The organism is Rudaeicoccus suwonensis (genome assembly GCF_007829035.1).
Classification (GTDB): Bacteria; Actinomycetota; Actinomycetes; order Actinomycetales; family Dermatophilaceae; genus Rudaeicoccus; species Rudaeicoccus suwonensis.
In genome coordinates, this window is record NZ_VIVQ01000001.1 from 1,437,986 (window position 1) to 1,449,687 (window position 11,702).

An 11,702-nucleotide genomic window follows, 5' to 3' on the forward strand; every position below is an offset into this window, starting at 1 on the left:
GAAGTGGCGCCGGTCCGCAGCTTCCGGCCGCAGTGCGGCCAGACCCGACCTCGGATGACCGCAAGGAAGGACCGATCATCATGTCACCGTTCGGAATCCGGCTTGGTGCCGCGATGTCGCACCAAGGGCCCGTCTGCGTCGGCATCGACCCGCATCGCGCCCTGCTGGAGGCGTGGGGCCTGCCGGACACCGTCGAGGGGTTGCGCCGGTTCAGCCTGACCGCGCTCGAGGCGTTCGCGGGGCACGCTGCTGCGGTCAAGCCGCAATCGGCGTTCTTCGAACGTTTCGGGTCTGCCGGAGTCGCGGTGCTCGAAGAGGTGCTGGCCGGGCTGCGGGAGGCCGGCACCGTCAGCCTCCTCGACGTCAAGCGCGGTGACATCGGGTCGACCATGGGCGCGTATGCCGAGGCCTACCTCTCCGACGGCTCCCCGCTGAGGGCCGACGCAGTGACCGTCAGTCCCTATCTCGGCTTCGGTTCCCTGGACCCCGCGCTGGAGCTGGCCCGGAGTACCGGACGTGGTGTGTTCGTCCTGGCGATGACCTCGAACCCGGAGGGCGCTGGTGTGCAGCACGCGACCTGGCACGACACGACCGTCGCAGGCGAGGTGATTGCCCGGACGACCCGGGCAAATGCCGCGGCGGTCGATGCGGGTGTGCTCGGAGACGTCGGTCTGGTGGTCGGCGCGACCGTGGGCGGCGACATCGCGGAGCTGGGCCTCGCGGATGATCTCGCGGCATCCGCGGCTCCGTTGCTCGCGCCCGGTTTCGGGGCACAGGGTGCGACGGTGGCCGATGTCACGCGTGGTTTCGGTGCGGCAGCCGGACAGGTTCTCCTGGCCACGTCCCGCGCCGTCCTGCAGCAGGGCCCCGACATACGTTCGCTGCGGGTAGCCCTGCGACAGGCGCAGGACGAGGCCGCCGCGCTGCGCGGGTGATCGCGTGATCCGGTGCGCTCGACCTTCGGGCACGCATGCCCGCGTTGCCACGGCGCGCGACCAGTCGCTAGGTTCGCGGGGGAGCGGACAGAGCCGGCAGCGGCACCCGCGTACCTCATCCGACGAGCACCCGCACAGGAGATTTCCCGTGGCCCTACCGCAACTGACCCCCGAGCAACGGGCGGAGGCGCTGGCGAAGGCCGCTGCCGCCCGACGCGAGCGCGCTGAGGTCAAGAACCGCCTCAAGTACGCGCAGGGTTCGCTGCGATCGGTCATCGACGAGGGCCGCGACAACGACGTCGTGGGAAAGATGAAGGTGTCGGCCCTGCTCGAAGCGATGCCGGGTATCGGACGGGTCCGCGCCCGCCAGATCATGGCCGAGATCGGCATCGCCGAGACGCGGCGCGTGCGAGGTCTCGGCGCCAACCAGGCGGCTGCGCTGCTGGAGCGTTTCGAGCAGGACAAGGACGCGTGAGCGAGCAGCAGCAGGACGCATCCGGGCGCTGTGCACCTCTGGTCGTGCTGGCGGGTCCGACCGCCGTGGGCAAGGGCACGGTTTCGGCATACATCCGCGAGCACTACCCCGAGGTGTGGCTGTCGGTGTCGATGACCACCCGGCATCCACGGCCCGGCGAGATCGACGGAAAGCACTACCACTTCGTCACCCAGCCGAAGTTCGACGAACTCGTCCGCCAGGGGGAGTTCCTCGAGCACGCGGTGGTCCACGGGCGGGCGAGCTACGGCACACCGCGCGGACCGGTGCTCGCGGCAGCGCAGGAGGGCCGTCTGCCGCTGCTGGAGATCGATCTGCAGGGTGCCCGTCAGGTCCGCGAACGTATGCCGGATGCCTACTTCGTCTTCCTGGCGCCGCCCAGCTGGGACGAACTCGTGCGACGCCTGGTCGGCCGCGGCACCGAGAGCGAGGCCGAACGCGAGACCAGACTGGCCACCGCACGCCGCGAACTCGCGGCCAAGTCGGAGTTCGATCACACCATCGTCAACGACGACGTGCAGCGCGCTGCGCAGGAACTCGTACACTTGATGCAGCAACACGTGTGCGTCAAGCGCTGAAACAACCACCACCGACGAAACGAGAATTCTTCGTGTCTGGCACCAAGGCTGCCCCCGAGGGCATCACCAACCCGCCGATCGACGACCTGCTGCAGGTCGCCGACTCCAAGTACGCGCTGGTCATCTACGGCGCCAAGCGGGCCCGGCAGATCAACGCCTACTACTCGCAGCTGACCGAAGGCCTGCTGGAGTATGTCGGTCCACTGGTCGACAGCCAGGTCAACGACAAGCCGCTGTCGGTGGCATTGCGCGAGATCAACGAGGGTCTGCTGTCCATCGAGAAGGTCGAGGCCTGACACCCGCCTTCGCGGGTCGGACACTCCCGATGCGGATCGTTCTGGGCGTCAGCGGCGGCATCGCGGCATACAAGGCGTGCTCGCTGTTGCGCCTGTTCACCGAGGCGGGTCACGACGTCACCGTCGTACCCACGGCCGCGGCCCTGGAATTCGTCGGAGCCCCCACGTGGGCGGCACTGTCCGGCAAGCCGGTCTCGACGCAGGTGTGGACCTCCGTCGAGCAGGTGCCGCACGTGCGCCTGGGCCAGCAGGCCGATCTGGTGGTGGTCGCACCCGCGACCGCGGACCTGCTCGCGCGCGCCGCGCACGGTCTGGCCGACGATCTGCTCAGCAATGTGCTGCTGACGGCCCGCTGCCCAGTGGTGCTGGCGCCTGCGATGCACACCGAGATGTGGCAGCACCCGGCGACGACTGCCAACGTCGCGACCTTGCGCGCTCGCGGCGTGCACGTCATCGACCCCGCCTCGGGCCGGCTCACCGGAGCCGACAGCGGCCCCGGGCGGCTGCCTGAGCCCGAGGACATCGCTGCCTTCTGTGAGAGCGTCGTCGCAGGCGGAACTGCGGCCGAAGGAGCGCTCACCGGATTGCACGTGGTGGTGTCCGCAGGCGGCACCCGTGAGCCGATCGATCCGGTGCGCTATCTGGGCAACCGGTCCAGCGGCAAGCAGGGTTACGCCCTGGCCCGTGTCGCGCGGGATCGTGGCGCTCAGGTCACCTTGATCAGTGCCAACGTCTCGCTGCCCGCACCGTCCGGCGTCGAGGTCGTCGCTGTCGAGACCACCCGTGATCTGCAACAGGCGGTGATGGCCGCCGCGGCCGGTGCCGATGTCGTCGTCATGGCCGCAGCCCCCGCCGACTTCCGGCCGGCCAGCTATGCCGATCACAAGATCAAGAAGTCCGACAGCACACCGGGTCTGCACCTCGACCTGGTCGAGAACCCCGACATCGTCAGGGGTCTGGTCGCCGGGCGCGGCGAAAGTCGATCCCCCCTGATCGTGAGTTTCGCCGCCGAGACCGGCGACGCGAGCGCCAGCGTGATGGATCACGCGCGCGCGAAGTTCGCCCGCAAGGGCAGTGATCTGCAGGTCGTCAACGAGGTCGGGCCGGGCCTGACGTTTGGTCAGGACGACGCCGTCATCCGCATCCTGCGTCGTGACGGAGGCCCCGACGAACCCATCGGGCCTGCGGACAAGGTGACCTTGGCCGCGGCGGTGTGGGACGCCATACAGCACGAACTCACGTCCATCTAGAATCCGGGACGGCCGGGCAAACCCCGGTCTCCAGCCAGCAGCCGCTGCACACCGAAGGAGCACGCTCACCGTGGCACGTCTTTTCACCTCCGAGTCCGTGACAGAAGGTCACCCGGACAAGATCTGCGATCAGATCAGCGATTCGATCCTGGACGCGATGCTTCGGGACGACCCGAAGTCGCGGGTCGCGGTCGAGACGATGGTCACCACCGGCTTGGTGCATGTCGCCGGTGAGGTCACCACCGACAGCTACGTGCCGATCGCCAAACTGGTGCGTCAGACCATCGTCGACGTGGGTTACGACTCGTCTCTCAAGGGCTTCGACGGCGAGTCGTGTGGCGTCTCGATCTCGATCGGTGAGCAGTCGCAGGACATTGCCCAGGGTGTCGACACCGCCCACGAGCACCGCGCCGAGGGCGGCACCGACCTGCGCGACAGCCAGGGTGCCGGTGACCAGGGCCTGATGTTCGGCTACGCCTGCGACGACACCGCCGAGCTGATGCCGTTGCCGATCTTCCTGGCGCACCGCCTGTCCGAGCGGCTGACCAGCGTCCGCAAGAGCGGCCAGCTGGCCTACCTGCGGCCCGACGGCAAGACCCAGGTCACGATCGCCTACGAAGGCGACAAGGCCGTCAAGCTCGACACCGTCGTGCTGTCGACGCAGCATGCCGACAACATCTCGCTGGAGGCGATGCTCGAGCCCGACATCGTCACCCACGTCATCACACCCGTGCTCGAGGAACTCGCCGCGACCGGCAACCCCCTCGACACCTCCGACTACCGCCGGCTGATCAACCCGACCGGCAAGTTCGTCATCGGCGGCCCGATGGGCGACGCCGGCCTGACCGGTCGCAAGATCATCGTCGACACGTATGGCGGCATGGCTCGTCACGGCGGTGGCGCGTTCTCCGGCAAGGACCCGTCGAAGGTGGACCGCTCCGCGGCATACGCCACCCGCTGGGTTGCCAAGAACATCGTCGCCGCGGGTCTGGCCCGTCGCTGCGAGGTGCAGGTTGCCTACGCGATCGGCAAGGCCCAGCCGGTCGGGTTGTATGTCGAGACCTTCGGCACCGAGACGGTGCCCCTGGACAAGATCCAGGACGCGATCAGTGCGGTCTTCGACCTGCGCCCGGCGGCCATTGTCGAGGAACTCGACCTGCTGCGTCCGATCTACAAGCCCACCGCGGCCTACGGTCACTTCGGCCGTACCCGCGCGGAGGGCGTCGAGAACGCCTTCACCTGGGAGCGCACCGACAAGGTCGAGGCACTGCAGAAGGCCGTGCGCGGCTGACGCGGTCTTGCCGCACATCGACGCGATGGCGGGGACGTCCCAGACGGGCTGTCCCCGCCATCGCCTACGTTGGCAGCCGTGACCCAGGAACTGCCGCACTCGGCCAACGCCGAGCAACTGCAGTTGTTGCACACCGCGGTCAGCCGTCCTGCGCCGGCCACGCCATCCGGTCCGCCACCTGGGCCCGCGCAGCCGGTCGCCAGGGTCGTGCTCGATGTCGGGCTGGCGCACCTGGACCGGCCGTTCGAGTATTCGGTGCCGCACGAGCTCGACGAGACCGCCCAGCCGGGTGTCCGGGTCAAGGTGCGCTTCGCGGGCAAGGACGTCAGCGGGTATGTCGTTGCTCGCGTCGACGAGGCCGAGCACGCCGGAAAACTCACGCCGTTACGCCGGGTGGTCAGCCCGGAGCCGGTCCTGACACCGGCGGTGCTGACCGCGGCGCGGCAGGTCGCAGATCACTACGCGGGCGTGTTGTCCGATGTGCTGCGGTTGGCCGTCCCCCCACGTCATGCCGCCGCCGAGCGTGCGCTGGATGCGCACACCGGACCGGAGTGGCAGCCGCCGGAGCCGACCGTAAATGGCGCCTGGCAACGGTATTCAGCCGGACCGGCCTTCCTCGCCAGACTCGCGGCGGGTGGTGGTCCGGCCGCCTCCTGGGTCGCTGCGCCGACCACCGACCCTGCCGTGGACTGGCCGGCGGCACTGGCGCAGGCGGCCGCCTCGACGCTGAGCGCTGGGCGCGGCGTCCTGATCGTCGTGCCGGATCATCGCGATCTGGATCGGGTCGAAGCCGCGCTGCGCGAGCACCTCGGGCCGGACCAGCACGTCCGCCTCACCGCGGAGCAGGGTCCGCAGGCGCGCTACACCGCGTGGTTGAAGGTGCTGCGCGGACACGTCCGCTGCGTGGTGGGCACCCGAGCGGCCGCCTGGGCTCCGGTGCGCGATCTGGGCCTGGTCGCCTGGTGGGATGACGGCGACGACCTGCACTGCGAACCTCGATCGCCATACCCGCACGTGCGCGAGGTCTTGCGATGCCGAGCCAGGATCGAGTCGGCCGCGCTGCTGGTGGGCGGTTTCGCCCGGACAGTGACGGTGCAGCAGTGGGTCGACGGCGGGTGGGTCCAGACGGTGCAGCGTGCGGTGCGACGTGGCGAGGTCCCACAGGTCCTCGTCACCGGTGACGAGGTCGACGTCGAACGCTTCGGTGCCGCCGCGCACGCCCACCTCCCGCCGGCGGCGTGGACCGCCGCTCACGAAGCATTGCGCTCCGGCCCGGTGCTGGTGCAGGTGCCCCGTCGCGGCTATCTGCCGACGTTGCGATGCGGCACCTGCCGGGCACCGGCCCGTTGCGGTGAGTGTCACGGTCCGCTGGGCTTGAGCGCGCCGCAGGCACCTCCCGTATGCCGGTGGTGCGGCCGGGCAGCGGCGCGGTGGACGTGCGACGAATGCGGTCAGACGCGCCTGCGGGCGTCGGTCGTCGGTGCACGCCGCACGGCGGAAGAACTCGGCAGGGCCTTTCCGGGTGTGCCGGTGGTGCGTTCGGGGGCCGGCGAGATCGTCGCGAGTGTCGACGCGTCACCGGCCCTGGTGATCGCGACCCCGGGCGCCGAACCCGTTGCTTCGCAAGGCTATTGCGCGACCTTGCTGCTCGACGCATGGGCGCTGCTGGATCGGCCCTCGCTCGACGCGGGGGAGGAGGCTGTGCGCCGCTGGCTCGCGGGTGCCGCGCTCACCCGTGATGCCGACGCCGGCGGACGGGTCGTGCTCTGCGGCGTCGCACCCGGGGCGCCGCAACCCGCCGTGCAGGCGCTGGTGCGGTGGTCGCCGGTCTGGTTTGCCGAGCGCGAGTCGCGCGAACGAGTCGAGTTGCGTCTGCCCCCAGCCGAATTCGTGGCCGTCGTGGGCGGCACCATCGGTGATGTGACCGCCTTTGCCGATGCGGTCGACCTCGATCTGGCCGACGACGGACCGGTGGAGCGACTGGGCCCGCTGCAGGGGGACACGACCGACACCGCGCGACTGCTGCTGCGGGCCCCCCTGCGGCAGGGGTCGCGGCTGGCCAGGGCGATCGCGGTGGCACGCGCCGGGCGTAGTGCACGCAAACTGCCCGGAACCCTCAGCGTCCGGGTCGACCCGAGCGGTGCGCTGCTGTGAGCGCTGGATACTGTCCTGTCCGTGAATCCGCTGTCATCCGACGCGACCGCACCGGCCTCGTCGTCCCCTCATCCGGCCACTGACGAATCGCCGTCGGGCGCGGATTCAGACGACTTCGCACCGGCTCCGGTCGACGCGGTGGTCTTCGATCTGGGCAATGTGCTCATCGCATGGGATCCGTTGCCGGCCATCGCAGCCGGCGTCGGCATGCAGCGCGCCGAGGCGTTTCTCGCCGACTTCGACTTCGCCGGCTGGAATCTCGCGCAGGATTCGGGGCGCACCTTTGCCGACGGTGAAGCCGCGGCAATCGCGACCCACCCGCATTACGAGGCCGAGATTCGTTCTTATCGAACGCATTTCGAGGCCTCGTTGCGTGGCCAGATCGACGGGACCGTGGCTCTGCTGCACGAACTCAAGGCAGCCGACGTGCCGCTGTTCGCCTTGACCAACTGGGCAGAAGAGACCTTCCCGGTGGCACTGGACCGCTTCGACTTCCTGGAGGCCTTCGAGGACATCATCGTGTCCGGTGAGGAGGGTGTCGCCAAGCCGGACCCGGAGATCTTCGAGGTGCTGGAGGAGCGCATCCGTCACATCGGCGGCCTCGACGACTGCATCTTCATCGACGACAACCTCGCCAATGTGCACGCGGCAACGATGGCCGGGCTCGACGCGATCGCCTTCACCACACCCGATGAGTTGCGCGCGGACCTGCTGGTGCGTGGACTCCCGGTTGCTGCGAATTGAGGAACACGCCATGTCAGTGACCCCGATCCGGCTGTTCGGCGACCCGGTGCTGCGCACCCCGGCTGCAGAGGTGACCGTCTTCGACCGTGAGCTGCGCTCGCTGGTGAAGGACCTCACCGACACGATGATGCACGCGCCCGGGGCCGGCCTCGCCGCCCCGCAGCTCGGTGTGGGCCTGCGCGTGTTCACGTATTACGTCGACGGGCAACTCGGCCACCTGGTGAACCCGCAACTCACGCTCTCCGACGAGCAGCAGGTCGGCGACGAGGGTTGTCTGTCGATCCCGGACATCGTCGTGCCCACCCCGCGCGCCTTGCGTGCGGTCGCCCGCGGGTGCGACATGTATGGCGAGCCGCTCGTCGTCGAAGGCACCGAGTTGCTCGCGCGCTGCATCCAGCACGAGACCGACCATCTGGACGGCATCCTGTTCATCGACCGGCTGGATCGGGAGCAGCGCAAGCTGGCCCTCAAGATGATCCGCGACGCCGAATGGGCCGGTCTGCCCGGCCCCATCGTGCGCGACAGTCCCCATGCCAACCCGACCTGGCAAGGTTGAGCAGATGCGCATCGTCTTTGCCGGCACTCCTGCTGCGGCTGTCCCGTCGCTGCGGGCCTTCGCCGACTCCGGGCACGACCTGGTAGCGGTGGTCACCCGACCCGACGCGCGCGCCGGCCGCGGTCGCACCCTGCAACCCTCACCGGTCAAGGTGCTCGCCGGGGAGCTCGGGGTGCCGGTGCTGACACCGGCTTCGGCGAAGGACTCCGACTTCCACGACCAGTTGCGCGAACTTGCTCCGGATGTCTGCCCGGTCGTCGCCTACGGATCACTGATCCCACGCGCGGCGCTCGACATACCGACCATGGGCTGGGTGAACCTGCACTTCTCGCTGTTGCCGGCGTGGCGCGGCGCCGCACCGGTGCAGCACGCCGTGATCCACGGCGACGAGGTGACCGGTGCGACGACCTTCCTGCTCGACGAGGGCATGGACACCGGGGCAGTGCTCGGCACCATGACCGAGGCGATCCGTCCCCGCGACACCAGCGGCGAGTTGCTGACCCGGCTGGCGCAGGCGGGTGCGGGACTGTTGCTGGCATCGGTCGACGGACTCGCCGACGGTTCGATCACGCCGGTCGCCCAGCCGCCCGAGAACGTCTCGACGGCTCCGAAGATCACCACAGCCGACGCCGAAATCAACTGGCACCACCCGGCATTCGCAGTCGATCGGCAGATCCGCGGGTGCACACCGGCACCTGGTGCATGGACCACATTTCGCGGCGAGCGGTTACGTGTCGGGCCACCGGCAGCGGCAACACCTTCCGCCGAATTCGCCGACGTCCACTTGGCACCGGGTGAGTTGCACGTCGCCAAGAAGGTCGTCCTCGTCGGCACCGGCAGCACTGCGTTGCCGTTGGGCGAGGTGCAGGCACACGGCAAGAAACTCATGCAGGCGGCAGACTGGGCCCGCGGCAGCCGGATCGACACGAAGGAACGCCTCGGATGAGCAGCAGCGAGGATCGACCCCGCAGGGACGACGACTCCCGATACCGCGACGCCAAGGGGCGTCAGCGACCCGAGGTGCGTCGCACGGGCGGCCGTGACCGCACGGCGCTCAGACCGGCGGACCGTCGCCGGGGCGGCGACCCGGCACGCAAGACCGCCTGGGAGGTCTCACGTCGGGTGGCCGAGGGCGCATATGCCAACCTCGAGTTGCCGAAAGCGTTGCGCCACAACGGTGTCGACGGTCGTGACGCTGCCTTCGCCACCGAACTGACCTACGGCGCGATCCGGATGCGCGGGCTGTATGACGCCGTCATCGAGTTCGCCGCCGGCCGGCCCGCCAGTCAGATCGACCCTCCCGTGCTCGACACCCTCCGCCTGGGCGCACACCAGATCCTCGGGATGCGGGTGCCACCCCACGCTGCGGCCTCCGAGACGGTCGCGCTCGCCCGTGAGGTCAACGGCACCGGGGCCTCCGGCTTCGTCAACGCCGTCCTGCGCCGGATCACCGAGCGCACCAGGGCGGAGTGGATCGCCGAGGTCACCGGCGGACGCGACCACCTCGACGCCCTCGCGGTCGAGCACTCGCACCCGTTGTGGATCGTCCGCGCGCTGCGCGGCTCGCTGCTGGCCGGCGGCGCCGCCGATGACGAGCACCTCGACGCTGCGCTCATCGCCCTGCTCGCGGCGGACAACGCACCGCCGAAGGTGTCGCTGGTCGCCCGCCCCGGCCTCGCGAGCGTCGCCGAGCTCGTCGACGCCGGCGCCGAGGCGTCCAAACTGTCGCCGGTCGGCGCCACGCTCGGCCATGGCGATCCGGCCGACATCCCGGCCATCCGGCAGACCCGCGCGGCCGTGCAGGACGAAGGCTCGCAGTTGCTGGCACTGGCGTTCGCGGCAGCGGACGGATCCGGTGCCGGTCACGAGGAGTGGCTGGACCTGTGTGCCGGTCCGGGCGGGAAGGCCGCCCTGCTGGCGACGCTGGCTGCCGGACAGGACGCCGTGCTCTTCGCCAACGAGGTCAGCGAGCACCGCACCGAACTCGTCCGGCGCACGATGGCCGCGGCTATCGATGCCGGCATCGAGGTCATGGTCGGCACGGGTGATGGTCGGGAGCTCGGTTCGGAGGAGCCGGACACCTACGACCGGGTGCTCGTCGACGCTCCGTGCACCGGGCTGGGTGCGCTGCGGCGCCGGCCGGAGGCGCGCTGGCGGCGCAACCCCGGCGACATACCGACTCTCACCGCGCTGCAGACCGAGCTGCTCAACTCGGCGCTCGACGCCGCCAAGCCTGGCGGCCTCGTCGGTTACGCCACCTGCAGCCCGCACGTGGCCGAGACCACCGAGGTCGTGCGCGCGGTGCTCGAACGCCGCGACGACGTTCAGGCCGAGGACGCGCGAGGGTTGTTCCGCGACGCCGCGGGCCAGCAGGTGACCGATCTCGGTGACGGCCCGACGGTGCAGCTGTGGCCGCATGTGCACGGCACCGACGCGATGTTCTTCGCGTTGTTGCGCAAGGCGGGCGGCGACCGATGACCGGCGCGCCCGAGAACGGCATACAGATCGCACCGAGCATCCTGTCCGCCGACTTCGCCAACCTGGAGTCCGAGCTGCGCCGGATCGCAGGCGCCGACTGGGCGCACGTCGATGTGATGGATGCGCACTTCGTGCCCAATCTGACCATCGGCGTGCCGGTGGTCGAGGCGCTGGCGAAGGTCAGCCCGATCCCGCTGGACTGCCACCTGATGATCGAGGACCCCGATCGCTGGGCTGTGCAGTATGCCGAGGCCGGTGCCGCCAGCGTGACCTTCCACGTCGAGGCCGCGCGCGACCCACGTGCCATCGCGGCCGATCTGCACGCGCACGGGGCGCGAGCGAGCATGGCGCTCAAGCCGGGCACCGCCTTTGGTCCCTACGAAGAGTTGCTCGACCATCTCGACCAGGTGCTGGTCATGACGGTCGAGCCGGGATTCGGCGGGCAGTCCTTCATGACCGACCAGTTGCCGAAGGTTCGCCAGGTGCGGGAAGCGGTCGCGCGACGCGGCGGCAGCATCTGGGTGCAGGTCGACGGCGGGGTCTCCGCGGACACCATCGAGCAGTGCGCCGACGCCGGTGCGGACGTCTTTGTCGCCGGCTCCGCCGTGTATGGCGCGGACGATGCCGCCGCGGCCATCGACGAACTGCGCGCCTTGGCGCAGTCGTGCGTCGGTCACGGCTGAGGAATCTGCGTGGCATACTTGGCGGTACGTGCTCCGGGGTCGGTGTAATTCCGAACCGGCGGTAACAGTCCGCGACCCGGTCGTTTCGGCGGCCGGTTGACCTGGTGGAACTCCAGGACCGACGGTGAAAGTCCGGATGGGAGGCAGCACGGCGAGGTGTCGGCGACGGCATCTCGCGCGGCGACGCGTCCGTCCGACCAGTTGGTCGAGCGGCCCGGCGCTGTCGCTCGTCACCCCCGGAGCC

General features: G+C 69.7%; 12 protein-coding genes and 1 riboswitch. All 12 genes read left to right on the forward strand.

Annotated elements, in window-relative coordinates; all coding sequences use genetic code 11:
- Positions 1-80: 80 nt before the first annotated feature.
- On the forward strand, positions 81-935 hold the full coding sequence (gene pyrF, locus BKA23_RS06610) for an orotidine-5'-phosphate decarboxylase (RefSeq protein WP_145226610.1): 855 nt from the start codon (positions 81-83) through the stop codon (positions 933-935).
- A 148-nt stretch (positions 936-1,083) separates the two neighbouring features.
- Positions 1,084-1,410, forward strand: a complete 327-nt coding sequence (gene mihF / locus BKA23_RS06615) for an integration host factor, actinobacterial type (RefSeq protein WP_145226611.1) — start codon at positions 1,084-1,086, stop codon at positions 1,408-1,410.
- Complete coding sequence (gene gmk, locus BKA23_RS06620; RefSeq protein WP_246104495.1) at positions 1,407-2,006, forward strand: guanylate kinase; 600 nt, start codon at positions 1,407-1,409, stop codon at positions 2,004-2,006. Before mihF ends, gmk begins: the two co-directional genes overlap by 4 nt.
- Positions 2,007-2,038: 32 nt before the next feature.
- Positions 2,039-2,302, forward strand: a complete 264-nt coding sequence (rpoZ, locus tag BKA23_RS06625; RefSeq protein ID WP_145226612.1) for a DNA-directed RNA polymerase subunit omega — start codon at positions 2,039-2,041, stop codon at positions 2,300-2,302.
- A gap of 29 nt (positions 2,303-2,331) precedes the next feature.
- On the forward strand, positions 2,332-3,552 hold the full coding sequence (gene coaBC / locus BKA23_RS06630; RefSeq protein ID WP_145226613.1) for a bifunctional phosphopantothenoylcysteine decarboxylase/phosphopantothenate--cysteine ligase CoaBC: 1,221 nt from the start codon (positions 2,332-2,334) through the stop codon (positions 3,550-3,552).
- Positions 3,553-3,622: 70 nt separating this feature from the next.
- The gene (metK, locus tag BKA23_RS06635; RefSeq protein WP_145226615.1) at positions 3,623-4,843 is read left to right on the forward strand and encodes a methionine adenosyltransferase; all 1,221 of its coding nucleotides are present in this window, start codon (positions 3,623-3,625) and stop codon (positions 4,841-4,843) included.
- Between the two features lie 78 nt (positions 4,844-4,921).
- Positions 4,922-6,997 carry a primosomal protein N' gene (locus BKA23_RS06640; RefSeq protein ID WP_246104496.1) on the forward strand — a complete coding sequence of 692 codons (2,076 nt, stop codon included), beginning with the start codon at positions 4,922-4,924 and terminating at the stop codon, positions 6,995-6,997.
- A gap of 21 nt (positions 6,998-7,018) precedes the next feature.
- Positions 7,019-7,741, forward strand: a complete 723-nt coding sequence (locus BKA23_RS06645; RefSeq protein ID WP_246104497.1) for an HAD family hydrolase — start codon at positions 7,019-7,021, stop codon at positions 7,739-7,741.
- A gap of 10 nt (positions 7,742-7,751) precedes the next feature.
- Complete coding sequence (gene def, locus BKA23_RS06650; protein WP_145226617.1) at positions 7,752-8,297, forward strand: peptide deformylase; 546 nt, start codon at positions 7,752-7,754, stop codon at positions 8,295-8,297.
- Positions 8,298-8,301: 4 nt separating this feature from the next.
- Positions 8,302-9,243, forward strand: coding sequence for a methionyl-tRNA formyltransferase (gene fmt, locus BKA23_RS06655; RefSeq protein ID WP_145226619.1), 942 nt, complete (start codon positions 8,302-8,304; stop codon positions 9,241-9,243).
- The gene (locus BKA23_RS06660) at positions 9,240-10,775 is read left to right on the forward strand and encodes an RsmB/NOP family class I SAM-dependent RNA methyltransferase (protein WP_145226621.1); all 1,536 of its coding nucleotides are present in this window, start codon (positions 9,240-9,242) and stop codon (positions 10,773-10,775) included. Before fmt ends, BKA23_RS06660 begins: the two co-directional genes overlap by 4 nt.
- Positions 10,772-11,458, forward strand: coding sequence for a ribulose-phosphate 3-epimerase (rpe, locus tag BKA23_RS06665; RefSeq protein WP_246104498.1), 687 nt, complete (start codon positions 10,772-10,774; stop codon positions 11,456-11,458). The genes BKA23_RS06660 and rpe overlap by 4 nt, the downstream gene beginning before the upstream one ends.
- A gap of 25 nt (positions 11,459-11,483) precedes the next feature.
- A riboswitch (FMN riboswitch) is annotated at positions 11,484-11,611 on the forward strand.
- Positions 11,612-11,702: the final 91 nt, after the last annotated feature.